This window comes from Pseudomonas sp. GM74 (assembly GCF_000282455.1).
Taxonomy (GTDB): domain Bacteria; phylum Pseudomonadota; class Gammaproteobacteria; order Pseudomonadales; family Pseudomonadaceae; genus Aquipseudomonas.
The window spans coordinates 240903-267779 of the sequence record NZ_AKJG01000041.1; the positions used below are offsets into that span (position 1 = coordinate 240903).

Sequence of the window (26877 nt, forward strand, 5' to 3'; positions counted from 1 at the left end):
GGTAAAACGGCCGCGAGTTTAGCACGCCCGGCCACCGGCCTAGGCTAAACTGCGCAGCATTGCTTAGGAGCCGAACATGCAAAATCCGCAGAACCTGATCTGGATCGACCTGGAAATGACCGGTCTGAACCCTGATACCGACGTCATTATCGAAATGGCCACCATCGTCACCGACAGTGACCTGAACACCCTGGCCGAAGGCCCGGTGATCGCCATTCACCACAGCGACGAAATCCTCGCCGGCATGGACGAGTGGAACACCCGTCAACATGGCGGTTCGGGGCTGACCCAGCGGGTTCGCGATAGCCGTATCAGCATGGCCGAAGCCGAAGCCGAAACCATCGCCTTCCTGGAGCAGTGGGTGCCGAAGGGCAAATCGCCGATCTGCGGCAACAGCATCTGCCAGGACCGTCGCTTCCTTTATACCCACATGAAATCCCTGGAAAGCTATTTCCACTATCGCAACCTCGACGTGTCCACGCTCAAAGAGCTGGCCGCGCGCTGGGCGCCGGACGTGCGTGACAGCTTCAAGAAGGGCAGCACCCACCTGGCGCTGGACGACATCCGTGAATCCATCGCCGAGTTGCAGCACTACCGCAAGCATTTCATCAAGTTCTAATTCACGGGCGGCGTTCCGACGATGGCGTAGGCACAGTCGCCACCGGTGGTCGGGTAGCGCCCTCTTTTGGTGCCTCGGCGAAGTGAGTAGACTGCGCGCCTTTTCGCAAGGACCGCCACCATGTTGCTGATGCTCTACCTGATCGCCATCACCGCCGAAGCCATGACCGGCGCCCTGTCTGCCGGGCGTCGTGGCATGGACTGGTTTGGCGTGGTGCTGATCGCTTGCGTCACTGCACTGGGGGGTGGTTCGGTGCGCGATGTGCTGCTCGGGCATTACCCGCTGACGTGGGTCAAACACCCGGAATACCTGGTGCTGACCACGGCTGCCGCCATGATCACGGTGTTCACGGCGCGCTGGATGCGGCATCTGCGTTCACTGTTCCTGGTGCTGGACGCCATGGGCCTGGTGGCGTTCACCCTGATCGGCTGCATCACTGCCCTGGAAATGGGGCATGGCATGTTGGTGGCGTCGGTCAGCGGCGTGATCACCGGCGTTTTCGGCGGCATCCTGCGGGACATTTTCTGCAACGATATTCCGCTGATTTTTCGGCGTGAGCTTTATGCCAGCGTTTCGTTTGCGGCGGCATGGTGTTACATGCTGTGTATCTACCTGCAATTGCCCGGTGAACAATCGATTCTGATCACTTTGTTCGGCGGTTTTCTGCTGCGCTTGCTGGCGATCCGTTTTCATTGGGAAATGCCCAAGTTCGTCTACAACGACGAAACCTGACGTTCAGCGTGTTGCCGCAACGCCCATTCGACATGTTCACGCACCAGTTCCGACGGATGCTCCCGTCGCGCCTTCAGCGCCTCCAGCACCGCAATCGTTGAAGGCGCATTGCCCAGGCCCACCGCCAGGTTGCGCAACCAGTTTTCGTAACCGGTCCGGCGCAGCGGCGAGCCTTCGGTGCTGCTGAGAAACCTCTCTTCATCCCACATGAACAGTTCCGCCAGCCCGGCGTTATCCAGGTTGTGTCGCGGCTTGAAGTCACCCTCACCGGACGGGCGGGCGAAGCGGTTCCACGGACAGACAATCTGGCAGTCATCGCAGCCGAACACCCGGTTGCCGATCAGTGGCCGCAGGTCTTCAGGGATCGCGCCTTTGAGTTCGATGGTCAGGTAGGAAATGCAGCGTCTGGCGTCCAGTACATAGGGGCCGACGAAGGCGTTGGTCGGGCAGATGTCGAGGCAGGCACTGCAACGGCCGCAATGTTCGGTGGCGTGGGGCGGGTCGACCGGCAGCGGCAAGTCGACGAACAGTTCGGCGAGAAAAAAGTAACTGCCGGCTTTGCGATTGAGGACCAGGGTATTTTTGCCGATCCATCCAAGCCCCGCCTGTTCGGCGATGGCTTTTTCCAGCACCGGGGCACTGTCGACAAAAGCACGGAAGCCGAACGGTCCAATCTCGGCCTGAATCTTTTCCGCCAGTTGCTGCACGCGTTTGCGGATCAGCTTGTGGTAATCACGGCCCAGGGCATAACGGGAGACGTAGGCTTTTTCCGGTTGGGCCAACACTTTCGCCATTTGGGTGTCGCCGGCCAGGTAATCCATGCGCAAGGACACCACGCGCAAAGTGCCCGGTACCAGCTCTTCGGGGTGCGAGCGCTTGCTGCCGTGGGCGCCCATGTAGTCCATTTCGCCGTGGTAGCCGGCTTCGAGCCAGCGTTCCAGGTGCTGTTCATGCTCGGCCAGGTCGAGGCCGCTGATGCCGACTTGCTGGAAGCCCAGCTCGCGGCCCCAGTCCTTGATGGATTGGGCGAGGGCGGACAGGTCTGTGGTAATAGCAGGCATGAGGCGAGAGAAACCGGAACTGAGATGCGTATAATTCTGCCAGACATCGGAGCCCGAAGACGCATGCCACACACTAAAGATGAATTACCCGACGTGCTGTACAGCGCCGCCCAGGTGCGAGCACTCGACGCGAGCCTGATCGCAGCCGGTACGGCGGGCTTCGAATTGATGCAGCGCGCGGCACGGGCGACGTGGCGCGCGCTGGTGCGGCAGTGGCCGACAGCGAACGAACTGAGCGTGCTGGCCGGACATGGCAACAACGCAGGCGACGGGTATTTGGTGGCCGTGTTGGCCCAGCGCGCCGGTTGGTCGGTGCGGGTGCTGGCGGTGGGGGATCCGCAGCGCTTGCAGGGTGATGCGGCGTTGGCCCATGCCGAGGCGGTGTCCGAAAACGTGCTCGTCGAGCCCTGGACGGCACAATCCGGATTGCGCGGCATTGTGCTGGATGCTTTGCTTGGCACCGGCCTGAGCGGTAATGTCCGTGAGCCGTATGCCAGCGCCATCGCCGCAATCAATGCCAGCGGACTGCCGGTTGCTGCGGTGGATATTCCGTCAGGGTTGTGCGCGGATACGGGCCGCATCCTTGGTTGTGTCGTGCATGCCGACCTTACGGTCACGTTCATTGGCTTGAAGGTGGGGTTGTTCACCGGTGATGCCGCGGATGTGACGGGTGAGCTGGTGTTCAACGATTTGCAGGCTGATCCGCAGTTGCTCGACGGCACTGCGTTCGCGGCTCGGCGCTTGAGTATCGCTAACCTGCCGCGTCTGGCGACCCGGGCGCCGGCATCCCATAAAGGCAAGTTCGGCCATGTGCTGCTCATTGGTGGAGATCGCGGTTACGGTGGGGCAATTTTGCTGAGTGCGCAAAGTGCACTGCGCAGCGGTGCGGGCATGGTTTCGCTGTCCACCCGTCCGGAACATGTTTCACCAGCGCTTTCTCGGATTCCGGAAGCCATGGTGCTGGGCACGTCGTCGGCCAATCAACTGATGGGGCTGCTTGAGAAGGTATCGGTGTTGGTGGTCGGGCCGGGTCTGGGCCAGGCAGGGTGGGGGCGCAGCCTGTTGTCGGCTGCGGCCAATGCGCCGTTGCCGCAAGTCTGGGACGCCGATGCCTTGAATCTGCTGGCTGGCGGGCAGGTCAATCTGCCCAAGGGGTGCGTGATCACCCCGCATCCGGGGGAGGCGGCACGTTTGCTTGGGGTGAGCACCGCCGACGTTCAGTCTGACCGTCCCGCCGCAGCCCATGCCTTGAGTAAAAAATATACAGCTGTCGTCGTCCTCAAAGGTGCCGGCAGCCTGATCGCCCATCCCGATGGGCGTCTGGCGCTGTGTCATCAGGGGCACCCGGCGATGGCCACCGCCGGTCTGGGCGATGTGCTGGCCGGTGTGCTCGGCGCATTGCTGGCCCAGGGCATGGAACCTTTCGACGCAGCCTGCCTGGCGGTCTGGCTGCACGCCAATGCCGGCGAGCAACAAGGAAAATCGGGCCGTGGGCTGGCGGCCAGTGATCTGATTCCAGTCATTCGTCAGTTGTTGGAGGAGCAAGCACCGTGTCTGAAGTAACCCTGTACCTGGCTGATGAGCAGGCCATGAGCGACTTTGGCGCACGCATTGCCCGAATCACCCAAGGCCATGGCCTGATCTTCCTTGAGGGCAACCTGGGGATGGGAAAAACCACGTTGTCCCGAGGCATCATCCGCGGTCTGGGGCATGTCGGGGCAGTCAAAAGCCCGACCTTCACCCTGGTCGAGCCCTACGAGATCGGTGACATTCGCGCCTTTCATTTCGATTTGTACCGTCTGGTCGATCCGGAAGAGCTAGAGTTCCTCGGTATCCGCGACTACTTCGAAGACGATGCCCTGTGTCTGATCGAATGGCCCGATAAAGGTGCAGGCTTTTTGCCAAAGCCTGACCTGACCATTACCATTAGCCCGCAAGACAGCGGGCGTTCGCTGAAAATTTTATCCCAGGGTTCGCGTGGCGAGTCCTGGTGTGCCGCTTTGGCATTGGAATCCAAATAGATGATGGGGTTAGGTATGCGCTTTCGCGCGTTGGTGGCTGCCGTAGGGGTGTTGTTTTTGGCGGTGACCGTCGACGCTGTGGCCGATTCGAAGGTCAACAGTGTTCGTCTGTGGCGGGCACCGGACAACACACGACTGGTGTTTGACCTGACCGGCCCGGTGCAACACAGCGTCTTTACCCTGACGGCTCCGGATCGTCTGGTCATCGACATCAATGGCGCGACCCTCGGTGCGCCGCTCAACGTCAACACCTCGAATACCCCGATAACCGCCATGCGCTCGGCTCAACGCACGCCGACCGACCTGCGGGTGGTCATCGACCTGAAGAAGGCCGTGACGCCGAAAAGCTTCTCCCTGGCGCCGAACGCCCAGTACGGCAATCGGTTGGTGGTCGATCTGTTCGATAACGCCGCAGACGCCGCGCCTCCACCAGCGCCGACACCGTCGGTCGCCACGGTGCCCGCCGTGCCGGTCACGCCGACGGAACCTGCAATCAAATTGCCGCCAGCCCCGGCTGGCAAACGCGACATCGTAGTGGTGATCGACGCCGGTCACGGTGGCGAAGATCCGGGGGCTTCCGGCTCCCGAGGCCAGCGCGAGAAAGACGTGGTGCTACAGATTGCTCGCGAAACGCAACGGCAGGTCAACGGCATGAAAGGTTTCCGCGCCGAACTGACCCGTACCGGCGACTACTTCATTCCGTTGCGCGGCCGTACCGAAATCGCCCGCAAGAAAGGCGCCGACCTGTTCGTCTCGATCCACGCCGACGCCGCGCCTTCTGCCGCCGCTTTCGGTGCTTCGGTATTTGCCCTGTCCGATCGCGGCGCGACTTCCGAGACCGCCCGCTGGCTGGCCGACAGCGAAAACCGTTCCGACCTGATCGGTGGTGCCGGCAACGTCAGCCTCGATGACAAGGACCGCATGCTCGCTGGCGTGCTGCTCGACCTGTCGATGACGGCATCCCTGACCTCCAGCCTGAACGTTGGCCAGAAAGTCTTGAGCAACATCGGCCGGGTGACACCGCTGCACAAGCAACGGGTTGAGCAGGCCGGGTTCATGGTGCTGAAGTCGCCGGATATTCCGTCGATCCTCGTGGAAACCGGGTTCATCTCCAACGCCAACGAAGCCTCGAAGCTTGCCGCGTCGAGCCACCAGCAGGCGCTGGCGCGTTCGATCAGCAGCGGCGTGCGCCAGTTCTTCCAGCAGAACCCGCCGCCGGGCACTTACATTGCCTGGCTGCGCGACTCCGGCAAGATTGTGCAGGGACCGCGTGACCACCGCGTCAACCCGGGCGAGACCCTGGCGATGATCGCCGTGCGCTATCAGGTGTCGCCCGCCACCCTGCGCAGTGCCAACAACCTGTCGAGCGATGAGCTCAAGATCGGTCAGCACCTGACCATTCCGGGCACTGAATTGGCGGCCAAAGAATGAATCAGGTCGTGAACAACGGCGCGCGAATCGAGCTGTTAAGCCCGCGACTGGCGAACCAGATTGCCGCGGGTGAGGTGGTCGAGCGCCCGGCTTCGGTGATCAAGGAGCTGCTGGAAAACAGCCTGGACTCCGGTGCCAAACGCATCGACGTCGATGTGGAGCAGGGCGGCGTCAAATTGCTGCGGGTGCGCGACGATGGCAGCGGCATTTCCGCCGATGACCTGCCGCTGGCCCTGGCCCGTCACGCCACCAGCAAGATCCGCAACCTGGAGGACCTCGAACAGGTCATGAGCCTGGGGTTTCGCGGCGAGGCCCTGGCATCGATCAGCTCCGTAGCGCGCCTGACCCTGACCTCCCGCACCCGCGACGCCGATCAGGCCTGGCAGGTCGAGACCGAGGGCCGAGACATGGCGCCCCGCGTGCAGCCTGCGGCCCACCCGGTGGGCACTTCGGTGGAAGTGCGCGACCTGTTCTTCAACACGCCGGCGCGGCGCAAGTTTCTCAAGACCGAAAAAACCGAATTCGATCACCTGCAAGAAGTGATCAGGCGCCTGGCCCTGGCGCGCTTCGATGTGGCGTTCCATCTGCGCCACAATGGCAAGACCATCCTCAGCCTGCACGAAGCCCATGATGATGCGGCCCGTGCCCGGCGCGTGGCGGCGATCTGCGGTCCGGGTTTCCTGGAGCAGGCACTGCCGATCGAAATCGAGCGCAACGGTCTGCATCTATGGGGTTGGGTCGGCTTGCCGACCTTCAACCGCAGCCAGGCCGATTTGCAGTATTTCTTCGTCAATGGCCGTGCCGTGCGCGACAAACTGGTGGCCCACGCGGTGCGCCAGGCCTATCGCGACGTGCTGTTCAACGGTCGGCACCCGACCTTCGTGCTGTTTTTCGAAGTCGACCCGACCGGCGTCGACGTCAACGTGCACCCGACCAAGCACGAAGTGCGCTTCCGTGAAGGGCGCATGGTTCACGATTTCCTCTACGGCACCTTGCACCGCGCCTTGGGCGATGTGCGCCCCGACGATCAACTGGCGGCGCCGGTCGCCACGGCCATCGTCCGGCCTACCGGCCTCGAAGCCGGTGAATTCGGGCCCCAGGGCGAAATGCGCCTGGCCGCCAATGCGTTGCTGGAACAGCCCCAGGCTCAGCCGTCGTTCAATGCGCCGGCGGGTTCGGGCGCTGGCGCGGGTTATCAGTATCAATACACGCCGCGTCCGCAGTCCGGTGTGCCTGTCGCCGAAGCTCAGGCCGCCTATCGCGAGTTTTTTGCGCCGCTGCCCGAGGCCAATGCCGTCGCGCTGCCGGCCGGGCAGGACGACATCCCGCCGCTCGGATATGCGCTGGCACAACTCAAGGGCATCTACATTCTTTCGGAAAATGCCCAGGGCCTGGTGCTGGTGGACATGCACGCCGCCCACGAGCGGATCATGTATGAGCGTTTGAAGGTGGCGATGGCCAGCGAAGGCCTGAGCGGCCAGCCGTTGCTGGTGCCGGAGTCCCTGGCCGTCAGTCAGCGTGAAGCCGATTGCGCCGAGGAGCATGTCGCCTGGTTCCAGCGCCTGGGCTTTGAATTGCAGCGTCTGGGCCCGGAAACCCTGGCGATCCGGCAGATTCCGGCACTGCTCAAGCAGGCCGAGGCCAACCGGCTGGTCGCCGACGTCCTGGCTGATCTGATGGAGTTCGGCACCAGCGACCGTATTCAGGCGCACCTGAACGAATTGCTCGGGACCATGGCCTGCCACGGCGCGGTTCGTGCGAATCGGCGCCTGGCCTTGCCGGAAATGAACGGCCTGCTGCGTGACATGGAAAACACCGAGCGCAGCGGTCAATGCAACCATGGCCGACCGACCTGGACCCAACTGGGACTGGACGATCTGGACAAACTGTTCTTGCGCGGTCGTTGATGAGCCAGTTCCCACCTGCGATTTTCCTGATGGGCCCGACCGCCGCCGGCAAGACCGACCTGGCCATCGAACTCACCAGGGTCCTGCCTTGCGAGTTGATCAGTGTCGATTCGGCGCTGGTCTACCGTGGCATGGACATCGGCACCGCCAAGCCTTCCAAAGAGCTGCTGGCGCAATATCCGCACCGTCTGATCGATATTCTCGACCCGGTCGAGAGCTATTCGGCCGCGGATTTCCGCCGTGACGCCCTGCAAGCCATGGCCGATATCACCGCGCGCGGAAAAATTCCGCTGCTGGTGGGCGGTACCATGCTCTATTACAAGGCTTTGGTCGAAGGTCTGGCGGATATGCCGGCCGCCGATCCCGAGGTCCGCGCGCAAATCGAAGAAGAGGCTACACGCCTTGGCTGGCAAGCCTTGCACGAACAATTGGCGGTGATCGACCCGGAGTCCGCGGCGCGAATACATCCGAACGATCCCCAGCGATTGAGTCGAGCGCTGGAAGTTTATCGTGTCAGCGGTCAAAGCATGACCGCCCTGCGTTTGCAACAATCTGTGCAAAGTGCTGAAGCAGCCGCTTCGGGACTGCAACAATTGCCCTATACTGTCGCGAACTTGGCCATTGCTCCGGCAAATCGCCAGGTACTGCACGAGCGAATTAAACAAAGATTCACTTTAATGTTGGAACAGGGATTCATTGACGAGGTCGTAGCCCTGCGTAATAGAGGTGACCTGCATGCCGGGTTGCCGTCTATACGTGCAGTAGGCTACCGCCAAGTCTGGGACTACCTGGATGGCAAACTGACGTCAGCCGAGATGCAGGAGCGTGGAATCATTGCCACGCGCCAATTGGCGAAACGCCAGTTCACCTGGCTGCGCAGTTGGACTGATCTGCATTGGCTGGACAGTCTCGATTGCGACAATCTGCCGCGCGCCTTGAAATACCTCGGGGCCATCTCCATATTGAGCTGAGTCCTTGCAATTGCCGTCTATCCTTGGGGGTGTGGCGGCCAAAGCCATCTGATTACCTATTTTTTATATTGAATCCTTAAAGGAGTGCGGCACATGTCAAAAGGGCATTCGCTACAAGACCCTTACTTGAATACTTTACGTAAAGAGAAAGTTGGGGTGTCCATCTACCTGGTCAACGGTATCAAGCTGCAAGGCACGATCGAGTCTTTCGACCAGTTCGTTATCCTGCTGAAAAACACCGTAAGCCAGATGGTCTACAAACACGCGATCTCTACAGTGGTGCCGGTTCGTCCAATTCGTCTGCCTAGCGCAACCGAATCCGAAGCAGGTGACGCTGAGCCAGGTAACGCCTGATAGGAGTCTCCTTTGTTCTTTGAGCGCCACGGTGGTGGTGAGCGAGTAATCCTCGTTCACTTGGATGGACAGGACCCTGAGGCGCGCGAAGATCCGCAGGAGTTTCAGGAATTGGCTAATTCGGCGGGTGCCGAGACCGTCGCGTTTTTTAACGTGCCGCGTCATCGGCCAACCGCCAAGACCCTGATTGGCAGTGGCAAGGTCGAGGAACTGCGCGACCTGGTCAAAGCCGAACAGGCCGATCTGGTGATTTTCAATCACATCCTCACGCCCAGTCAGGAACGTAACCTCGAACGTGTTTTCGAGTGTCGCGTGATCGACCGTACCGGTCTGATTCTCGATATTTTCGCCCAGCGCGCTCGTACCCATGAAGGCAAGCTCCAGGTCGAACTGGCCCAGCTTGACCACATGAGCACCCGGCTGGTTCGTGGCTGGACTCACCTTGAGCGCCAAGGTGGCGGTATCGGTATGCGTGGCCCGGGTGAAACCCAGCTGGAAACCGACCGCCGTTTGCTGCGGGTTCGCCTGCGGCAGATCAAGGGTCGGCTGGAGAAAGTGCGCAGCCAGCGTGAACAGTCGCGCCGTGGCCGATCGCGTGCGGATATTCCTACCGTGTCGCTGGTGGGGTACACCAACGCCGGCAAGTCCACGCTCTTCAATAACGTGACGAAATCCGACGTCTACGCAGCTGACCAATTGTTTGCCACGCTGGACCCGACCCTGCGTCGTCTGGATATAGACGATCTGGGGCCGATTGTCCTGGCGGACACTGTGGGTTTCATTCGCCACTTGCCCCACAAGCTGGTCGAAGCATTTCGGTCTACCCTCGAAGAGTCGAGCAACTCCGATCTGTTGTTGCACGTGATCGATGCGGCCGAACCCGATCGCATGTTGCAGATCGAGCAGGTAATGGTGGTGCTCGGCGAGATTGGTGCTCAGGACTTGCCGATCCTCGAGGTCTATAACAAACTCGATTTGCTTGAAGGCGTTGAGCCACAAATCCAGCGCGACGAAAACGGCAAGCCCCAACGGGTCTGGCTGTCGGCACGTGATGGCAGTGGTCTGGAATTGCTTGAACAAGCCATTGCCGAGTTACTGGGCAGTGATTTGTTTGTCGGTACCTTGCGCTTGCCGCAACGATTCGCTCGACTGCGTGCGCAGTTCTTCGAACTCGGTGCGGTGCAGAAAGAAGAACACGACGAAGAAGGCATCAGTTTGCTGGCCGTTCGTTTGCCCCGGGTCGAGTTGAATCGACTGGTAAGCCGCGAGGGATTGCAGCCGATGGAATTCATCGAGCAACACACTTTGCAATAAAAGCCTGAGAAAGCGGTTGTGCCGTGGTGACAGGCATTCTGTAGCATTGGTCGGCGCGCCGTGGGTGCGTCTTTGCTTTATCAGATGGAGAGCGCTATGGCTTGGAATGAGCCGGGTGGCAACTCGAATAATCAGGATCCTTGGGGTGGCAAACGTCGTAACAACGGCGACCGCAAGGGGCCACCGGATCTCGACGAGGCCTTCCGAAAGCTGCAGGAAAGCCTGAACGGTTTGTTCGGTGGCGGTAAGAAACGTGGTGGCGACGACGGCGGTGGTCCGGGCAAGAGTGGCGGCTTTGGCGGCCTGCTCGGCATCGGCCTGGTCGTGCTGGCCGCCGTTTGGCTGTACAGCGCGGTTTATGTCGTCGACGAGCAGGAGCAGGCAGTGGTGCTTCGCTTCGGCAAGTACTACGAAACCGTGGGTCCGGGCCTGAACATCTACTTCCCGCCGATCGACAAGAAGTACATGGAAAACGTCACGCGTGAGCGTGCGTACACCAAGCAGGGCCAGATGCTGACTGAAGACGAGAACATCGTCGAAGTGCCGCTGACCGTGCAGTACAAGATCAGCAACCTGCAGGACTTCGTGCTGAGCGTCGATCAGCCGGAAATCAGCCTGCAGCACGCGACCGACAGCGCCTTGCGCCATGTGGTGGGTTCCACCGCGATGGACCAGGTACTGACCGAAGGTCGTGAGTTGATGGCCAGCGAGATCAAGGAGCGTCTGCAACGCTTCATGGACACCTATCGCACCGGTATCACCGTTACCCAGGTCAACGTTCAGAGCGCAGCGGCACCGCGCGAAGTCCAGGAAGCCTTCGATGACGTGATCCGCGCCCGGGAAGACGAGCAGCGCTCGCGTAACCAGGCCGAAACCTATGCCAACGGTGTCGTGCCGGAAGCTCGTGGTCAGGCCCAGCGCATCCTTGAGGATGCCAATGGTTACCGTGACGAGACCGTCTCGCGCGCCAAGGGTGAGGCCGATCGCTTCACCAAGCTGGTCGCCGAGTACCGCAAGGCCCCTGAAGTCACCCGCCAGCGTCTGTACCTGGACACCATGCAGGAAGTCTTCAGCAACACCAGCAAGGTCCTCGTGACCGGCAACAAGAACGGCCAGAGCAATCTGCTGTACCTGCCGCTGGACAAGATGGTCGAAAGTGGTCGCGGCACCAGCACCCAGGTGAGCAGTGCGGCAGCCACCAGCAATGAAGCGAATGCGCGTGCGGCAGCTGATCTGCAGCAACAGCCAGCACGTACCAGGGAGAGTCGCTGATGAGCAATAAATCGCTGATCGCCCTTATTGTCGGCGTCGTCGTGGCGATCGCTGCCTGGAACTGCTTCTACATCGTGGCTCAGACCGAGCGTGCGGTGTTGCTGCAGTTCGGTCGCGTGGTCCAGACCGATGTTCAGCCAGGCCTGCATGTGAAAGTGCCTTACGTTAACCAGGTGCGTAAATTCGACGCACGCCTGATGACGCTGGATGCACCGACACAACGCTTCCTGACGCTGGAAAAGAAAGCCGTGATGGTCGATGCCTACGCCAAGTGGCGCGTGAAGGACGCAGAGCGTTACTACACCGCGACTTCCGGCCTCAAGCAGATCGCCGACGAGCGTCTGTCCCGTCGTCTGGAATCGGGTCTGCGTGACCAGTTCGGTAAGCGCACCCTGCACGAAGTGGTGTCGGGTGAACGTGATGCGCTGATGGCGGATATCACGGCCTCGCTGAACAAGATGGCCGAGAAAGAGCTGGGAATCGAAGTGGTCGATGTTCGGGTCAAGACCATCGACCTGCCCAAAGAAGTGAACCGCAGCGTGTTCGAACGTATGAGCACCGAGCGTGAGCGTGAAGCTCGCGAGCACCGCGCCAAGGGTAACGAGCTGGCCGAAGGCATCCGTGCCGACGCCGATCGTCAACGCCGCGTGCTGCTGGCTGAAGCCTATCGTGAATCCGAAGAGGTTCGCGGTGACGGCGATGCCCAGGCCGCTGCGATCTACTCCAAGGCCTACGGTCAGGATCAGGAGTTCTACGCGTTCTACCGTAGCCTGCGCGCCTACCGTGAAAGCTTCGCGAACAAATCCGACGTCATGGTCCTCGACCCAAGCAGCGACTTCTTCCACTACCTGGAAAAAGCCAAGCCTTGATACGGCGTTGACCTGATTTGTCCCCCCGCCGGGCGGCTAAAACCTCTGGCGGGGTGATCCTTTGGGAAAACGTGTGTATGATGCGGCAGCCGGGAAATTCCCGGCTTTTTTGCGTCTGCATGTTTGATTGCTGTTTTAAAGCAGATGCCGGGCCGATTGGCTCGACGGTTTTTCGAGGAAAGTGGTTGGCGAAGCCGGTAGAAGGGCTTTTCGCTCCGTCGCTCATGCGCGTGGTTTGTGCACAAGCTGATCATTTTCTGCTTCACTCAAGGCTCGCCGACAGGCTGGTCGCCCGGAGATAGGGGAAGGCGTAATGGCAACGGTAGACCGCTGGCTTCTGCCAGATGGCATCGAAGAAGTACTGCCACCGGAAGCTGCGCGTATTGAAGTCGCGCGTCGTCAGGTGTTGGATCTGTTCCAGAGCTGGGGTTACGAGTTTGTCGTGACTCCCCATATCGAGTACCTGGAATCCCTGCTGACCGGCGCGGGCCAGGACCTGGATCTGCGCACCTTCAAGGTCATCGACCCGCAATCGGGCCGTCAGATGGGTTTTCGTGCCGACATCACGCCGCAAGTGGCGCGCATCGATGCACACACCCTGCGTCGTGAAGGCCCGAGCCGCCTGTGCTATGCCGGTAGTGTCCTGCACGCTCAACCTCGCGCCTTGTCGTCCTCGCGCAGCCCGATTCAACTGGGTGCCGAGTTGTACGGCGACGGCAGTCCGAGCAGCGACGTCGAAGTCATCAGCCTGATGCTGGCCATGCTGCAACTGGCCGATGTGCCGGATGTGCACATGGACCTCGGCCATGTCGGTATCTACCGTGGCCTGGCCCGCGCGGCCGGTTTGTCCGGTGAAGTCGAGCAGCAGTTGTTCGATGCCTTGCAACGCAAGGCGATCGACGAGGTCATTACCTTGACCGAAGGCTTGCCTGCCGATCTGTCGGGCATGCTGCGGGCGTTGGTCGACCTGTGTGGCGGTCGTGAAGTATTGAGCGCTGCCCGCGAGCGTCTGGCCAAGGCGCCGGCCCCTGTTCTGGCGGCGCTGGACGACTTGCTGGCGATTGCCGAGCGGCTGTCCGTGCGTTTCCCGGAGTTGCCGCTGTATTTCGACCTGGGCGAGCTGCGTGGCTACCACTACCACACCGGTGTGGTGTTCGCCGTGTTCGTGCCGGGCGTTGGCCAGTCCATTGCCCAGGGCGGTCGTTACGACGACATCGGCGCCGACTTCGGTCGCGCCCGTCCGGCAACCGGCTTCTCTACCGATTTGAAAACCCTGGTGACCCTGGGGCGTGCTGAGATCGAGCTACCGTCTGGCGGTATCTGGATGCCTGACAGTACGGATGCGGCACTCTGGCAGCAGGTTTGCCAGTTGCGCAGTGAGGGTCAGCGTGTCGTTCAGGCTTTGCCTGGGCAACCTTTGGCCGCCGCCCGTGAAGCGGACTGCGACCGGCAATTGATTCAGCAGAACGGGCTTTGGCAAGTATCGCCACTGGCTTCTTGAGTTTTCCTGCCGGCCGCCGCCGGCACCAAGTTTGCGCGAATGAGGACAAGTGTTATGGGTAAGAATGTCGTAGTCCTGGGCACCCAATGGGGTGATGAGGGCAAAGGCAAGATCGTTGATCTGCTGACCGAACATGCTGCCGCCGTAGTGCGCTACCAGGGGGGCCACAACGCTGGTCACACTCTGGTGATCGATGGCGAAAAAACTGTCTTGCACCTGATCCCGTCGGGCGTACTGCGCGAAGGCGTGCAGTGCCTGATCGGCAACGGCGTGGTGGTTGCACCTGACGCCCTGCTGCGCGAGATCACCAAGCTGGAAGAAAAAGGCGTACCGGTGCGCGAGCGCCTGCGTATCAGCCCTTCCTGCCCGCTGATCCTGTCCTTCCACGTAGCGCTGGACCAGGCCCGTGAAAAGGCCCGTGGCGAGCTGAAGATCGGCACCACCGGTCGCGGCATCGGCCCGGCCTACGAAGACAAGGTTGCACGTCGTGGCCTGCGTGTGGGCGACCTGCTCAACATGCCGCGCTTTGAAGACAAGCTGCGTGAACTGGTGGATTACCACAACTTCATGCTGGTGGGTTACTACAAAGAGCCAGCCATCGAATTCGACAAGACCCTGGCCGAGTGCAAAGAATACGCTGAGCTGCTCAAGCCGCTGATGCTGGACGTGACTGCCGAGCTGCACGACCTGCGTCGCGCTGGCAAAGACATCATGTTCGAAGGCGCCCAGGGCTCCCTGCTGGACATCGACCACGGTACCTACCCGTACGTGACCAGCTCCAACACCACCGCTGGCGGCGTAGCTACCGGTTCGGGTGTTGGCCCGATGTTCCTGGACTACATCCTGGGCATCACCAAGGCTTACACCACGCGTGTAGGTTCGGGTCCATTCCCGACTGAGCTGTTCGACGAAGTCGGTGCGCACCTGGCTAAACAAGGTCACGAGTTCGGCGCGACTACCGGCCGTGCTCGTCGTTGTGGCTGGTTCGACGCTGTCATCCTGCGTCGCGCTATCGATGTGAACAGCATCTCGGGCATCTGCCTGACCAAGCTGGACGTGCTCGACGGTCTGGAAACCATCAACATCTGCGTCGGCTACAAAGATGCAGAAGGCAAGGCCGTTGCCCCGACTGATGCTGACAGCTACGTGGGCCTGCTGCCTGTGTACGAAGAAGTGCCAGGCTGGACCGAGTCGACCGTGGGTGCCAAAACCCTGGAAGAGCTGCCGGCTAACGCCCGTGCCTACATCAAGCGCGTTGAAGAGCTGATCGGTGCGCCGATCGACATTATTTCGACGGGCCCGGACCGCAACGAAACAATCGTCCTGCGCCATCCGTTTGCTTGATAAGTCGTTGATGTAAAACACAAAGGCCCCTTAATTGGGGCCTTTGTCGTTTATGCCTGTCGGACGGCATGACCTTTGCTGTGAACATTAAAAAAAGCATTGCTTCCGGCGTGCTATCAATTTAATGGCGCCAAAGCAGAGGGATTTCAGATGTCGGCCGTTCTCTCGTTGTTACAAAGCCGTTTGTTGCGGCCCGTGTTCGTTACCCTTGGTATCGCCCTTTTGGTGCAGGTGCTGGTAGCTGTTGCTCTGACCCGGAGCACGGTGACCGCGCTGGAGGCCGATCTGGGCATGCGCCTGGGGGCGGACAGTCAAAAGCTTTCCGCTGAGCTTGAGCAGGCTGGGCGCGAAGTCACATCCAGTCTGGATAGCCTCTCCACCAGTACGCGTCAGCGCCTCACGGCTGGTTTGTCCTCGCGTCTTGAGCAAGAGCAGGCGCAATTGCGTTCAACCCTGGAAAAGGACCTGAAGGACTCCGCCAGCGATATGGCGCAGCTTCTGGCCTCCGTTGCGCCCCGCGCCATGTGGGACAACGACGTTCCGACACTTTCCGAATTCGCCCGCCGGGCCCAGCGCAATCCCAATGTGCTGTTCGTGGTGTATGACGACGCCACAGGCCAGCACTTGACGCGCTACCTCAATCGGGAAAACCCGATCAACAAGGCGCTGCTGGAAAAAGGCCAGGGCGAGCGTGCACTGGACAAGGTGCTGGATGCGGCAAAGAACGATCCGTCGGTGTTCTACATCGAGGCCCCGATCAATCCTAACGGCGTAGAAATCGGCAAGGTCCTGATGGGCGTCTCGACTGCTTCGGTGGAGACTGATCTGGCGGCCCTCGACAAGCGCTTCTCGGCGTTGATCGCCAGCAGCGATCAACTGGTGGGTGACAGCCTCAAAGGCGCGGCCGCCGACAGCGCAACGGCCATGCGCTCGCGTCTGCAGTCGGCGCAATCCACCGCTGCTGAAATGAAGGCCAATACCACCAGCACCGTGCAGGAAGCTGCTACCACATTGCGCTGGCGCATCGGCGTGTGTCTGGCGGTGGTGGGTTTCGGTGTCCTGCTGTTGTTGGCGGTGGTGCTCGGTCGCCGAGTGGTCAATCGCCTGAAAATGCTGATCGTTGCCATGGATGACCTGGCGGCGGGCGAGGGCGATCTGACCAAGCGTGTGCAGATCAACAGCAAGGATGAAATCGGCGACATGGCCTCGGCGGTCAATCGCTTTGTGGATAAGTTGCAGCCGATCGTGCGTGAGGCAGGCGATGTGGCCCAGCGTACCGGCGTGGAAATCGGTGCCATGACCTTGCGCAACGCCGGTGCGGATGCGGCGGCGGGCATGCAGCGTGATGAGGTGGCGGAGAGTTTGCGCGCGCTGTCGCAAATGGCTGATGAAGCCCAGTCGGAAAGCCATGCCATGCAGGCGGCGTTGAAGCAGGTGGTGGATATTCGTCAGGCGACTGACGAAAACACCCGGACTTCGGCGAAAGTCGGCAGCCTGATTGAGGAGCTGGCGGGTCAGGTCAATACTGGCGCCCAGGTGATCGAGCGCCTGGCGCAGCAAAGTGAGCAGATTGAGGTGGTGCTGACGGTGATTCACGGGATTGCCGAACAGACCAACCTGCTGGCGCTGAACGCGGCGATTGAAGCGGCGCGTGCCGGCGAGACCGGGCGCGGGTTTGCCGTGGTGGCTGACGAGGTGCGGGCGCTGGCGAGCAAGACGCAAAGCTCCACCGGCGATATTCAGGCGCACATCGTGGCGTTGCAGCAGGGCGCGCGTGAGGCGGTGGCGGCGATTGGTCAGGCCGGGCGCCAGGCGAACGAAGGCTTGCTGGTGCTGCGTGACAGTGCGCGTTTGCAGCAGTCGGTGCAGGCATCGGTCGAGCAGGTCCATGCGGCGATCGGTCTGGCCACCCAGGCGGCGGCGCATCAGGCGCAGGGCGCGCAGGCGGTGCGGGGGCGGGTCCAGACCATTCATGCCCAGGCCGAGAAAGCGGCGCAGGCTGTCGTGGAGACCACGGCGAGCGGTAAGGTGCTCGATGGTCTGGCGGCGCAGTTGAAGGCGAGTCTGGGACAGTTCAGGGCTTGATTGGTTGTTGGTACCGGCCTCTTCGCGAGCAAGCCCGCTCCCACAGTGGTCCTCTGTCGAACACAAATATGATGTTCACAAAGGGCCAATGTGGGAGCGGGCTTGCTCGCGAATACGGTTTTAGCGGCTCAGATACATCCGGGTCGTCAGCAGATAGACCGGCAACCCCGACACCAATATCAATAGCGCTGCATAAGGCGCAGCCGCCGCAAACTCCACGTTCGCCGTATGCGCCCAAACTTCCGTTGCCAATGTATTAAGCCCTGTCGGACTCAACAGCAAGGTCGCCGTCAGCTCCTTCATCGCATCCAGGAACACCAGGGCAAAAGCCGCCCCCAGTGCCGGGAAAATAATCGGCAGCGTCACTCGGCAGAAAGCGCTGAATGACGAGGCGCCCAATGTGCGTGCCGCCTCCTCAAGCTGTGGCGCCGCCTTGTTCAGTGCGGTGCGGATCGGTGCCTGGGCCAGCGGCAGAAACAGCAGGGCATAGGCGATCAGCAGCAATGCCGAAGTCTGGTAAAGCGTCGGCACGTAGTGCAGGGCGAAATACACCAGGGTCAGGGCAATGACCAGTCCCGGCAGCGCATGCAGCAGATACGGCAGGCGCTCGGCCCAGATCGCCAGTTGGCCTTTGTGGCGCACGACCAGAAGGCCTACTGGCACCGCGAGCACAAGGCACAGCGCCGCGCCACCCAGCGACAGGGCGAGGGATGACAGCAAGGCTTCGCCGATAGCCGTCACGGGAAAGGCTGCCGATGATCCCGCCGCCAGCCAGTAGGCCAGCATACCCAGCGGAATCCCGCTGCCAATGATTGCCAGCAGCAGGCAATAGAACTGTCCCGCCACGGCCCAGCGTCCCAGTTGAACCTGTTCCGCGCGTCGCGCCGCGCCCTGGCCGGTGCGCACGTGTCGACCCTTGCCGCGCACGCGCAACTCCAGCCACAACAGCGCCAGGCACAGCATCAGCAGTACGGCGCAGAGCATCGCCGCGTTGGCATTGCTGAACTCCAGTTCGAACTGCTGATAGATCGCCGTGGTGAAGGTTTGCAGGCCGATGATCGACAAGGCGCCGAACTCCACCAGCATGTGCAGGGCAATCAGCAACGAACCCGCCAGCAGCGAAGGCCAGAGCAGGGGCAGGGTGACCTTGAAAAATACGCCCCAACGATTCTGTCCCAGCGTGCGCGCGGACTCTTCGAGGGACGGGTCAAGGTTGCGCAGCGTTGCCGCCACGGGCAGGAAAATCAGCGGGTATTTGGACAGGCTCATCACCAGGATAGCCCCACCAAGTCCCTCGAAATGAGCGCTGAGGGAAACCCAGGTGAAGCTGCTGACAAAGGCCGGAACGGCGAACGGCAAGCAGAGGATCACGCCCCACAATCGTCGGCCCGGCAGATTGCTGCGCTCCAGCAACCAGGCCAGCGACAGGCCGATTACACCGCAAGCAACGGTGACGCCGATCATCAATGCGAGGGTGTTGCGCAGCAAGCCGAACACATAAGGTCGCCACAGCAAGTGCAGCGCTTCTGCCCAGCCTGCTTGCCAAGCCTTAAGGCCGACGTACAGCAAAGGCAGGAGGCTGAGCGCCACCAGCAGCAACACAGGCAATATCAGCCAGATGGACGGTCGCTTGCGCCGTGGTGCGTACGCGTGATGCGCGGACAGTGAGGCACCCATCAATTCAGGCCAACGTCACGTTCCAGGTCCAGCGCTTCTTCAGCGTTGCCGAGGTCGGCAGGCGTGACTTCTGGTGCTTCCAGTTCGCTGAACGGCTTGAGCCCGCGATCAGACTCCATGCCTTTGTGCAGTGGGTATTCAGCGGTGGTCCGGGTGATCACGCGCTGGCCCTCCTCACTGGCCATGTAGGCGAGCAATTGCTGGGCTTCTTTTGGGTGTTTGCTGGATTTCAGGACTGCAGCGCTGGAAACGGTGATCAGCCCACCGACATCGCCGCCAGTGAAGTAATGCAGCCTGGAATCGAGCTGGCCTTTTTCGCGCTGCAGGGCGAACCAGTAGTAATTGTTGACCAGCACGGTGGCGACTTCGCCATTCTCCACCGCTTTCAATGCAACCATGTTGTTGCTGTAGGTCTTGCCGAATGCACGCAGGCCGGTCAGCCACTCTTCGGCTGCGTCCATGCCGTGCACTTTGATGATCGCTACCGCTTGCTCCTGGAAGGCGCCGCTGGTGGGTACGAAGCCGACCTTGCCTTGCCATTTTGGATCGGAGAATTCCATCACCGAGGTCGGCAGGTCTTTTTCATCGATCAGCTTGGGGTTGAACGCAACGACGCGCACCCGGGCAGTCACGCCAATCCAGGTGCCATTGCCGGCCACGTATTCCTTGGGCAGAACGTCCAGCGTGGCGTCATCAGCCTTGGCCAGCAGGCCTTGTTCGCCGAGTTTGTTCAGGGGTGGGGATTCTTCGGTGTAGATCACGTCGGCGGGGGAGCGATTGCCTTCTTCGACGATCTGGCTGGCGAGCTGGTTGCTGCTGCCTTTGCGCACATTGACGTGGATCCCGGTCTTGGCTTCGAAGGCCTTGGCGACCGCGTCGCCGACTTCTTTGTGCTGGCCGTTGTAGAGGGTCAGGGCAACCGGATCGGCGGCTTGGGTGAGGGGAGTGGCGAGTGCCAGGCCTAGCAGGGTAATGGTCAAGCCGCGGCGCAGGGTATTTCGAAACATCATTCGCAGGGTTCCTCACTGTCGCATTGCAAAAACTTGCAACAATGATAAACGATACTGCTTCTCAAATGCGCCTTGCGAGGTTGGCGAGGGTTTGCTAGAGCGTTCGACGCCATCACATGTAGCAGCTGGCGAAGCCTGCGTTCGGCTCGGTCCGCGCTCGGGCGCAGCAGTCGCCAATCCTGAGTGCAAGGTCATCCTGACACACTCCATCGCCTGATTTTACGACTGCTGCGCCCGAGCGCGGACCGAGCCGAACGCAGGCTTCGCCAGCTGCTACAGGGAATGTGTTGATTTTTCGAATGCCAGAAACGCAAAAACCCGCTTTCGCGGGTTTCTGTGAAATCCAAGGTCGTAACCTTGAATTTGAATTGGTGCCCAGAAGAAGACTCGAACTTCCACGACCGTAAGGTCACCAGCACCTGAAGCTGGCGTGTCTACCAATTTCACCATCTGGGCATTCATCTTCAGCGTTGCCGCTGTTGATGTGGCGCACTATACGGAGAGCATTTTGATCTGTAAACCCCTGATTCTAAAAATAATAAACCAGTGCTCAAAAATGCAAAAACCCGCTTTCGCGGGTTTTTGTGTGAGCCTTGAAATTGAACTAATCTCAAGCTCGAAATTGGTGCCCAGAAGAAGACTCGAACTTCCACGACCGTAAGGTCACCAGCACCTGAAGCTGGCGTGTCTACCAATTTCACCATCTGGGCAGTATCGGCAACGTTGTCCGTCGTCGATGGCGCGCACTATACGGAGCGTCTTTTTAACTGTAAACCCCCAGTGTCAAAAAAACCTGGAAAATTTCACCAGCGGTCTTCAAAACAGCTTTACGGTGTCGATACAGGGCTTTAGATGGGTCGTCTTAGCCTGAAATTTCCCGTTTCATTACGCCTATGCCAAACTAACCCGCATATAGACAAGGTGAAAACTCTCTAATGGCCGATTGGCAGTCCCTCGATCCCGAGGCCGCTCGTGAAGCGGAAAAATATGAAAACCCTATTCCTAGCCGTGAACTGATCCTTCAGCACCTTGCTGATCGAGGTTCGCCTGCTAACCGCGAGCAGCTGGTCGAAGAGTTTGGTCTGACCACGGAAGACCAGATCGAAGCCCTGCGCCGCCGCCTGCGCGCCATGGAGCGCGATGCTCAACTCATCTATACCCGTCGTGGTACTTATGCGCCGGTGGACAAGCTCGACCTGATCCTGGGTCGCATCAGCGGTCACCGCGATGGCTTCGGCTTTCTGGTGCCGGACGACGGCAGCGACGACCTGTTCATGAGCCCGGCACAGATGCGTCTGGTGTTCGACGGTGACCGTGCCCTGGCCCGGGTTTCCGGCCTGGACCGTCGTGGTCGCCGCGAAGGCATGATCGTCGAAGTGGTGTCACGCGCTCACGAAACCATCGTCGGCCGCTACTTCGAAGAGGGCGGCATCGGTTTCGTGGTTGCCGACAATCCGAAGATCCAGCAGGAAGTGCTGGTGACGCCAGGTCGTAACGCCAACGCGCAGATCGGTCAGTTCGTCGAAGTGAAGATCACTCACTGGCCGACGCCACGCTTCCAGCCGCAAGGTGACGTGGTTGAAGTCGTGGGCAACTACATGGCGCCGGGCATGGAAATCGATGTCGCCCTGCGTACCTACGACATTCCTCATGTCTGGCCTGACGCCGTGCTCAAGGAAGCCGGCAAGCTCAAGCCGGAAGTCGAAGAGAAAGACAAAGAGAAGCGCATCGACCTGCGTCATCTGCCGTTCGTCACCATCGACGGCGAAGATGCCCGCGACTTCGACGATGCGGTCTATTGCGAGGCCCGTCCGGGCAAGCTGCGCCTGTTCTCGGGCGGCTGGAAGCTGTACGTGGCGATTGCCGACGTATCCAGCTACGTGAAGCTCGGTTCGGCGCTGGATGCCGAAGCGCAGGTTCGCGGCAACTCGGTGTACTTCCCCGAACGCGTGATCCCGATGCTGCCTGAGCAACTGTCCAACGGATTGTGCTCGCTGAACCCGCAAGTCGATCGCCTGGCCATGGTTTGCGAGATGACCATCTCCAAATCCGGCGAAATGACCGACTACTGCTTCTACGAAGCGGTGATCCACTCCCATGCCCGTCTGACCTACAACAAGGTCAGCGCCATGCTGGAAACTCCGAAAGCCACCGAAGGGCGCAAGCTGCGCGGTGAATACACCGACGTTGTGCCGCACCTCAAGCAGCTGTACTCGCTGTACAAGGTGTTGCTGGCGGCCCGTCACGTACGTGGCGCGATCGATTTCGAAACCCAGGAAACCCGGATCATCTTCGGTTCCGAGCGCAAGATCGCCGAAATCCGTCCGACCGTGCGCAACGATGCGCACAAGCTGATCGAGGAATGCATGCTGGCGGCCAACGTGGCCACCGCCGAATTCCTGAAGAAACACGAAATCCCTGCGTTGTACCGCGTTCACGATGGTCCGCCACCGGAGCGACTGGAAAAGCTGCGCGCTTTCCTCGGCGAGCTCGGCCTGTCCCTGCACAAAGGCAAGGACGGCCCGTCGCCGAAGGATTATCAGGCACTGCTGGCCGGTATCAAGGATCGCCCGGATTTCCACCTGATCCAGACCGTCATGCTGCGTTCGTTGAGCCAGGCGGTGTACAGCGCTGATAACCAGGGCCACTTCGGCCTGAATTACGAGGCGTACACGCACTTCACTTCGCCGATCCGCCGCTACCCGGACTTGCTCACGCACCGGGCGATTCGCAGTGTGATCCATTCGAAGCAGGACACCCCGCACGTTCGTCGTGCCGGTGCGATGACTATTCCGAAGGCGCGCATCTATCCGTACGACGAAGCGGCCCTGGAGCAGCTCGGCGAGCAGTGCTCGATGAGCGAGCGCCGTGCCGACGAAGCGACCCGCGATGTCGTGAACTGGCTCAAGTGCGAGTTCATGAAAGACCGCGTGGGCGAGTCGTTCCCGGGTGTGATCACTGCCGTGACCGGTTTTGGTCTGTTCGTCGAGCTGACCGATATCTACGTCGAAGGCCTGGTGCACGTCACCGCGCTGCCGGGCGATTACTACCACTTCGATCCTGTGCACCACCGCCTGGCCGGTGAGCGTACCGGTCGCAGCTTCCGCCTGGGCGACACCGTGGAAGTGCGGGTCATGCGCGTCGACCTCGACGAACGCAAGATCGACTTCGAGATGGCCGAAAAAACCATCAGCGCGCCGATCGGCCGCAAGAAGCGCGGTGCCGAAACCACAGCGCCTGCCGCGAAAGTCGAGGCAGAACCGGCCCCGGCGAAAACCGGTCGTCGTCCTGCCAAGGAAAAGGCTGTCGAGGCCTATCGTCCGAGCGATGCGGCGGCAAAAAACGCCGAAGTGCGCAAAAGTCGTGAAATGAAACAGGCGCTGCTGGCCGGTGCGAAAAGCGGCGGTAAAGCGGCGTCTGCGGGAAAGACCAGCCGGTCGACGCCTGACAAGGCCGTCGGCGGCAAGCCAGCCAAACCGAGCAAACATCGTAAAGGCCCGCCAAAAGCGGGCTCGGCTCCAGCCAAGAGTGGCGGGGCGCGTAAACCTAAGGCCAAGCCATGAGTCAGTTGGAAAAGATCTACGGCGTGCATGCCGTAGAAGCGTTGTTGCGTCACCACCCGAAACGCGTGAAGCAGATCTGGTTGGCCGAAGGTCGCAATGACCCTCGGGTCCAGACGCTGATCGAGTTGGCGAACGAAAACCGGGTCCAGGTCGGCCAGGCCGAGCGCCGTGAAATGGACGCCTGGGTTGAAGGCGTGCACCAGGGTGTGGTCGCGGACGTGAGTCCGAGCCAGGTCTGGGGCGAGGCGATGCTCGACGAGCTGCTCGATCGCACCGACGGCGCGCCGTTGCTGCTGGTGCTCGACGGCGTGACCGATCCCCATAACCTCGGCGCCTGCCTGCGTTCGGCCGATGCGGCGGGTGCGCTGGCAGTGATCGTGCCGAAGGACAAGTCGGCGACCCTGACTCCGGTTGTACGAAAAATCGCCTGCGGCGCCGCGGAAGTGATTCCGCTGGTTGCCGTGACCAACCTGGCGCGCACCCTGGAAAAGCTCCAGCAGCGCGGCTTGTGGGTTGTCGGCACGGCCGGTGAGGCTGAGGTCAGCCTGTATGACCAGGATCTGACCGGCCCGACCATCCTGATCATGGGCGCCGAAGGCAAGGGCATGCGTCGCCTGACCCGCGAGCATTGCGACTACCTGGTGAACCTGCCGATGGCCGGTAGCGTCAGCAGTCTCAACGTTTCCGTGGCGACCGGTGTTTGCCTGTTTGAAGCGCAGCGTCAGCGCAGTGTCAAAGCCGCGGCTTCGCGCAAGTCGTAAGCGTCAAGCTGCAAGCCTCAAGCTAAAAGCGGTCTGCTTGCAGCTTGAGGCTCGAAGCTTGTAGCTGCTGTTGTTCAAATATTCACCAATTACCTTGCGCCTCCCTCGCCCCTTCTCTACAATTGCGCCCCTTGCTGTGATGGCAGGCACCAACGTGTCTAGCGTCCACAAGTCCATAAGTGTCATTCACTCCTTGTCTGACCGCTTTTGAGCGGCAGGCTACAACCCGTAAGGAGCATTCATGCGTCATTACGAAATCATCTTTTTGGTCCACCCGGATCAAAGCGAGCAAGTCGGCGGCATGGTTGAGCGTTACACCAAGCTGATCGAAGAAGACGGCGGCAAAATCCACCGTCTGGAAGATTGGGGCCGTCGTCAACTGGCCTACGCAATCAACAATGTTCACAAGGCTCACTACGTGATGCTGAACGTTGAGTGCACTGGCAAGGCCCTGGCCGAGCTGGAAGACAACTTCCGCTACAACGATGCAGTGATCCGTAACCTGGTCATCCGTCGCGACGAAGCCGTTACCGGCCAGTCCGAGATGCTCAAGGCTGAAGAAAACCGCAGTGAGCGCCGTGAGCGTCGCGACCGTCCTGAGCACGAAGGCGCTGAAAGCGCTGATAGTGATGACAGCGACAACAGCGATAACGCTGACGAGTAATCCACGGACCTTTTAAGGAGCCAATTACATGGCACGTTTCTTCCGTCGTCGTAAATTCTGCCGCTTCACCGCTGAAGACGTGAAAGAGATCGATTACAAAGATCTCAACACTCTGAAAGCCTACGTATCCGAGACCGGCAAAATCGTTCCAAGCCGCATCACCGGTACCAAAGCTCGTTATCAGCGTCAGCTGGCCACCGCTATCAAGCGCGCCCGCTTCCTGGCCCTGCTGGCCTACACCGACAGCCACGGCCGCTGAGACCGGGCAGTCGACACGTAGCAAAGGATTGAATGCATGCGGGCCATAGCTGAGTTCATCATGCGCGGCCGTATGCAGGCCACTCTCGTAGTGGCTGGATGCGCGGCGATGCCGTTGTTGTATTGGTTGGGTGCTGCCGCCGGATGCCTTGTGCTCCTGCGGCGCGGATTGAGGGACGCCCTGGGCGTTCTTGCTCTGGGACTGCTGCCGGCATTGGCCTGGTGGCTGTACTCCGACGACCCACGGGCACTTCTGGTGCTGCTGGGGTCTGCGAGCCTTGCGTTGGTTTTGCGCGCAAGCGAGTCCTGGAACCGCGTGCTGCTGGTCAGCATAGCGATGGGAGTGGTGTTTTCAGTGGTGTTGGGGACAGCTTTTGCTCCCCAGATCGAGATGCTGGCGCAGGCTTTGATCAAAGTCATGCCGTCGCTACTCGGCGATGTCTACCAGAAGTTGTCGGTAGACGAACAAGCGCGTTTCGCGTCCCTGATTGCACCGGTCCTGACCGGCCTGATTGCGGCGTTGTTGCAAATCGTCAGCTTGCTGAGCCTGCTTGTCGGGCGCTACTGGCAGGCGTTGTTGTACAACCCTGGCGGTTTTGGTCGCGAGTTTCGCGCCATCCGCTTCCCGCTGTTGCCGGCGATGTTGCTGCTGGTGTGCATGCTTCTGGGGCCGAATCTCGGTTCACAGATGGCAATGTTGACGCCGTTGTGCAGCGTACCGCTGGTGTTCGCCGGGCTGGCCCTGATTCACGGGCTGGTGGCGCAGAAGCGACTGGCCAGGTTCTGGCTGGTGGGGTTGTACGTGACGCTGTTGCTGTTCATGCAACTGATCTATCCGTTGCTGGTGGTCCTGGCCATCGTCGACAGCCTGATTGATTTTCGCGGTCGTTCGGCACCGAAAGATGCCGATAACGCGAACGGTGAAGGTTAAAAGTTAAGAGGATTTTCACATGCAACTGATCCTTCTGGAAAAAGTCACCAACCTGGGCAACCTGGGTGACAAAGTGAACGTTAAGGCTGGTTACGGTCGTAACTACCTGCTGCCTTACGGCAAAGCTACCGCTGCGACCCCAGCCAACCTGGCTGCGTTCGAAGAGCGTCGCGCTGAGCTGGAAAAAGCTGCAGCAGATCGCAAAGCATCGGCTGAAAGCCGCGCTGCCCAACTGGCCGAGCTGGAAGTGACCATCACTGCCACCGCTGGCGACGAAGGCAAGCTGTTCGGTTCGATCGGTACTCACGACATCGCTGATGCACTGACCGCCTCCGGCGTTGAAGTGCAGAAGAGCGAAGTTCGTCTGCCGAACGGCACCATCCGCAACGTAGGCGAATTCGACGTAGCCGTGCACCTGCACGCCGAAGTTGAAGCCACCGTACGCGTTGTCGTGGTAGCAGCTTAAGCAGCACTTGTCGGCTGGCACCCTCGGGTGCTTGCCGGTAACATCGGGCACGATCCTGTTTACAGG

23 protein-coding genes and 2 tRNA genes are annotated in these 26877 nt (G+C 60.5%); 20 read left to right on the forward strand and 5 right to left on the reverse strand.

Features of this window, described 5'->3' with window-relative positions; genetic code table 11:
- Nucleotides 1–76: 76 nt before the first annotated feature.
- Both orn and PMI34_RS20110 read left to right on the forward strand, forming a co-directional pair.
- Complete coding sequence (gene orn, locus PMI34_RS20115; RefSeq protein WP_008048058.1) at nucleotides 77–619, forward strand: oligoribonuclease; 543 nt, start codon at nucleotides 77–79, stop codon at nucleotides 617–619.
- Nucleotides 620–739: 120 nt separating this feature from the next.
- Nucleotides 740–1351, forward strand: coding sequence for a trimeric intracellular cation channel family protein (locus PMI34_RS20110; RefSeq protein ID WP_008048059.1), 612 nt, complete (start codon nucleotides 740–742; stop codon nucleotides 1349–1351).
- Here the strand turns inward: PMI34_RS20110 and queG are convergent.
- Nucleotides 1333–2412: a tRNA epoxyqueuosine(34) reductase QueG gene (gene queG, locus PMI34_RS20105; protein WP_008048060.1), complete on the reverse strand. Its 1080-nt coding sequence runs from the start codon at nucleotides 2410–2412 to the stop codon at nucleotides 1333–1335. The genes PMI34_RS20110 and queG overlap by 19 nt on opposite strands.
- A gap of 63 nt (nucleotides 2413–2475) precedes the next feature.
- Here queG and PMI34_RS20100 point away from each other — a divergent pair, with 63 nt between their 5' ends.
- From PMI34_RS20100 to PMI34_RS20045, 12 genes are all read left to right on the forward strand, one after another.
- On the forward strand, nucleotides 2476–3975 hold the full coding sequence (locus PMI34_RS20100; protein ID WP_008048061.1) for a bifunctional ADP-dependent NAD(P)H-hydrate dehydratase/NAD(P)H-hydrate epimerase: 1500 nt from the start codon (nucleotides 2476–2478) through the stop codon (nucleotides 3973–3975).
- Complete coding sequence (gene tsaE / locus PMI34_RS20095; protein WP_008048062.1) at nucleotides 3963–4433, forward strand: tRNA (adenosine(37)-N6)-threonylcarbamoyltransferase complex ATPase subunit type 1 TsaE; 471 nt, start codon at nucleotides 3963–3965, stop codon at nucleotides 4431–4433. Before PMI34_RS20100 ends, tsaE begins: the two co-directional genes overlap by 13 nt.
- Nucleotides 4434–5864, forward strand: a complete 1431-nt coding sequence (locus PMI34_RS20090; protein WP_008048064.1) for an N-acetylmuramoyl-L-alanine amidase — start codon at nucleotides 4434–4436, stop codon at nucleotides 5862–5864.
- The gene (mutL, locus tag PMI34_RS20085) at nucleotides 5861–7771 is read left to right on the forward strand and encodes a DNA mismatch repair endonuclease MutL (RefSeq protein WP_008048066.1); all 1911 of its coding nucleotides are present in this window, start codon (nucleotides 5861–5863) and stop codon (nucleotides 7769–7771) included. Before PMI34_RS20090 ends, mutL begins: the two co-directional genes overlap by 4 nt.
- Nucleotides 7771–8742 (forward strand): tRNA (adenosine(37)-N6)-dimethylallyltransferase MiaA, encoded by a 972-nt coding sequence (gene miaA / locus PMI34_RS20080; protein WP_008048069.1) that lies wholly within the window; start codon nucleotides 7771–7773, stop codon nucleotides 8740–8742. The genes mutL and miaA overlap by 1 nt, the downstream gene beginning before the upstream one ends.
- A gap of 93 nt (nucleotides 8743–8835) precedes the next feature.
- Complete coding sequence (gene hfq, locus PMI34_RS20075; RefSeq protein WP_007902656.1) at nucleotides 8836–9096, forward strand: RNA chaperone Hfq; 261 nt, start codon at nucleotides 8836–8838, stop codon at nucleotides 9094–9096.
- 12 nt (nucleotides 9097–9108) lie between these two features.
- Nucleotides 9109–10410: a ribosome rescue GTPase HflX gene (hflX, locus tag PMI34_RS20070; RefSeq protein WP_008048071.1), complete on the forward strand. Its 1302-nt coding sequence runs from the start codon at nucleotides 9109–9111 to the stop codon at nucleotides 10408–10410.
- A 96-nt stretch (nucleotides 10411–10506) separates the two neighbouring features.
- Nucleotides 10507–11682 carry an FtsH protease activity modulator HflK gene (gene hflK, locus PMI34_RS20065; protein WP_008048073.1) on the forward strand — a complete coding sequence of 392 codons (1176 nt, stop codon included), beginning with the start codon at nucleotides 10507–10509 and terminating at the stop codon, nucleotides 11680–11682.
- On the forward strand, nucleotides 11682–12551 hold the full coding sequence (gene hflC, locus PMI34_RS20060; RefSeq protein WP_007973264.1) for a protease modulator HflC: 870 nt from the start codon (nucleotides 11682–11684) through the stop codon (nucleotides 12549–12551). Before hflK ends, hflC begins: the two co-directional genes overlap by 1 nt.
- A gap of 313 nt (nucleotides 12552–12864) precedes the next feature.
- Nucleotides 12865–14052 (forward strand): ATP phosphoribosyltransferase regulatory subunit, encoded by a 1188-nt coding sequence (locus tag PMI34_RS20055; RefSeq protein ID WP_008048076.1) that lies wholly within the window; start codon nucleotides 12865–12867, stop codon nucleotides 14050–14052.
- Nucleotides 14053–14106: 54 nt separating this feature from the next.
- The gene (locus PMI34_RS20050; RefSeq protein WP_008048078.1) at nucleotides 14107–15396 is read left to right on the forward strand and encodes an adenylosuccinate synthase; all 1290 of its coding nucleotides are present in this window, start codon (nucleotides 14107–14109) and stop codon (nucleotides 15394–15396) included.
- Nucleotides 15397–15546: 150 nt separating this feature from the next.
- On the forward strand, nucleotides 15547–17481 hold the full coding sequence (locus PMI34_RS20045) for a methyl-accepting chemotaxis protein (RefSeq protein ID WP_008048080.1): 1935 nt from the start codon (nucleotides 15547–15549) through the stop codon (nucleotides 17479–17481).
- Nucleotides 17482–17601: 120 nt separating this feature from the next.
- On the opposite strand, the gene PMI34_RS20040 is transcribed toward PMI34_RS20045, so the two are convergent.
- From PMI34_RS20040 to PMI34_RS20025, 4 genes are all read right to left on the reverse strand, one after another.
- Nucleotides 17602–19158 (reverse strand): ABC transporter permease, encoded by a 1557-nt coding sequence (locus PMI34_RS20040; protein ID WP_008048082.1) that lies wholly within the window; start codon nucleotides 19156–19158, stop codon nucleotides 17602–17604.
- A complete protein-coding gene (locus PMI34_RS20035) occupies nucleotides 19158–20168 on the reverse strand; it encodes an extracellular solute-binding protein (protein WP_008048083.1) in 1011 nt (336 codons plus the stop codon). Before PMI34_RS20035 ends, PMI34_RS20040 begins: the two co-directional genes overlap by 1 nt.
- A 369-nt stretch (nucleotides 20169–20537) precedes the next feature.
- A tRNA-Leu gene (locus PMI34_RS20030) sits at nucleotides 20538–20624 on the reverse strand.
- A 167-nt stretch (nucleotides 20625–20791) separates the two neighbouring features.
- Nucleotides 20792–20878 (reverse strand) — tRNA-Leu (locus PMI34_RS20025).
- A gap of 225 nt (nucleotides 20879–21103) precedes the next feature.
- Between PMI34_RS20025 and rnr the strand changes: the two genes are divergently transcribed.
- The 6 genes from rnr to rplI all read left to right on the forward strand — a co-directional run bounded on the left by rnr (nucleotide 21104) and on the right by rplI (nucleotide 26811).
- Nucleotides 21104–23731 carry a ribonuclease R gene (gene rnr / locus PMI34_RS20020; RefSeq protein ID WP_008048085.1) on the forward strand — a complete coding sequence of 876 codons (2628 nt, stop codon included), beginning with the start codon at nucleotides 21104–21106 and terminating at the stop codon, nucleotides 23729–23731.
- A complete protein-coding gene (gene rlmB, locus PMI34_RS20015) occupies nucleotides 23728–24492 on the forward strand; it encodes a 23S rRNA (guanosine(2251)-2'-O)-methyltransferase RlmB (protein ID WP_008048086.1) in 765 nt (254 codons plus the stop codon). The genes rnr and rlmB overlap by 4 nt, the downstream gene beginning before the upstream one ends.
- A 241-nt stretch (nucleotides 24493–24733) precedes the next feature.
- Nucleotides 24734–25156 (forward strand): 30S ribosomal protein S6, encoded by a 423-nt coding sequence (gene rpsF / locus PMI34_RS20010; protein ID WP_008048087.1) that lies wholly within the window; start codon nucleotides 24734–24736, stop codon nucleotides 25154–25156.
- A gap of 28 nt (nucleotides 25157–25184) precedes the next feature.
- Nucleotides 25185–25415 (forward strand): 30S ribosomal protein S18, encoded by a 231-nt coding sequence (gene rpsR / locus PMI34_RS20005; protein ID WP_002551829.1) that lies wholly within the window; start codon nucleotides 25185–25187, stop codon nucleotides 25413–25415.
- 36 nt (nucleotides 25416–25451) lie between these two features.
- On the forward strand, nucleotides 25452–26345 hold the full coding sequence (locus PMI34_RS20000) for a hypothetical protein (protein ID WP_008048088.1): 894 nt from the start codon (nucleotides 25452–25454) through the stop codon (nucleotides 26343–26345).
- 19 nt (nucleotides 26346–26364) lie between these two features.
- Nucleotides 26365–26811 carry a 50S ribosomal protein L9 gene (rplI, locus tag PMI34_RS19995; protein ID WP_007973276.1) on the forward strand — a complete coding sequence of 149 codons (447 nt, stop codon included), beginning with the start codon at nucleotides 26365–26367 and terminating at the stop codon, nucleotides 26809–26811.
- Nucleotides 26812–26877 lie beyond the last annotated feature (66 nt).

Coding starts and splice junctions, on each gene's coding strand:
- orn (WP_008048058.1), top strand. CDS start 77: ATGCAAAATCCGCAGAACCTGATCTGGATCGACCTGGAAATGACCGGT.
- PMI34_RS20110 (WP_008048059.1), top strand. CDS start 740: ATGTTGCTGATGCTCTACCTGATCGCCATCACCGCCGAAGCCATGACC.
- queG (WP_008048060.1), bottom strand. CDS start 2,412: ATGCCTGCTATTACCACAGACCTGTCCGCCCTCGCCCAATCCATCAAG.
- PMI34_RS20100 (WP_008048061.1), top strand. CDS start 2,476: ATGCCACACACTAAAGATGAATTACCCGACGTGCTGTACAGCGCCGCC.
- PMI34_RS20090 (WP_008048064.1), top strand. CDS start 4,434: ATGATGGGGTTAGGTATGCGCTTTCGCGCGTTGGTGGCTGCCGTAGGG.
- mutL (WP_008048066.1), top strand. CDS start 5,861: ATGAATCAGGTCGTGAACAACGGCGCGCGAATCGAGCTGTTAAGCCCG.
- miaA (WP_008048069.1), top strand. CDS start 7,771: ATGAGCCAGTTCCCACCTGCGATTTTCCTGATGGGCCCGACCGCCGCC.
- hfq (WP_007902656.1), top strand. CDS start 8,836: ATGTCAAAAGGGCATTCGCTACAAGACCCTTACTTGAATACTTTACGT.
- hflK (WP_008048073.1), top strand. CDS start 10,507: ATGGCTTGGAATGAGCCGGGTGGCAACTCGAATAATCAGGATCCTTGG.
- hflC (WP_007973264.1), top strand. CDS start 11,682: ATGAGCAATAAATCGCTGATCGCCCTTATTGTCGGCGTCGTCGTGGCG.
- PMI34_RS20055 (WP_008048076.1), top strand. CDS start 12,865: ATGGCAACGGTAGACCGCTGGCTTCTGCCAGATGGCATCGAAGAAGTA.
- PMI34_RS20050 (WP_008048078.1), top strand. CDS start 14,107: ATGGGTAAGAATGTCGTAGTCCTGGGCACCCAATGGGGTGATGAGGGC.
- PMI34_RS20045 (WP_008048080.1), top strand. CDS start 15,547: ATGTCGGCCGTTCTCTCGTTGTTACAAAGCCGTTTGTTGCGGCCCGTG.
- PMI34_RS20040 (WP_008048082.1), bottom strand. CDS start 19,158: ATGGGTGCCTCACTGTCCGCGCATCACGCGTACGCACCACGGCGCAAG.
- PMI34_RS20035 (WP_008048083.1), bottom strand. CDS start 20,168: ATGATGTTTCGAAATACCCTGCGCCGCGGCTTGACCATTACCCTGCTA.
- rnr (WP_008048085.1), top strand. CDS start 21,104: ATGGCCGATTGGCAGTCCCTCGATCCCGAGGCCGCTCGTGAAGCGGAA.
- rlmB (WP_008048086.1), top strand. CDS start 23,728: ATGAGTCAGTTGGAAAAGATCTACGGCGTGCATGCCGTAGAAGCGTTG.
- rpsF (WP_008048087.1), top strand. CDS start 24,734: ATGCGTCATTACGAAATCATCTTTTTGGTCCACCCGGATCAAAGCGAG.
- rpsR (WP_002551829.1), top strand. CDS start 25,185: ATGGCACGTTTCTTCCGTCGTCGTAAATTCTGCCGCTTCACCGCTGAA.
- PMI34_RS20000 (WP_008048088.1), top strand. CDS start 25,452: ATGCGGGCCATAGCTGAGTTCATCATGCGCGGCCGTATGCAGGCCACT.
- rplI (WP_007973276.1), top strand. CDS start 26,365: ATGCAACTGATCCTTCTGGAAAAAGTCACCAACCTGGGCAACCTGGGT.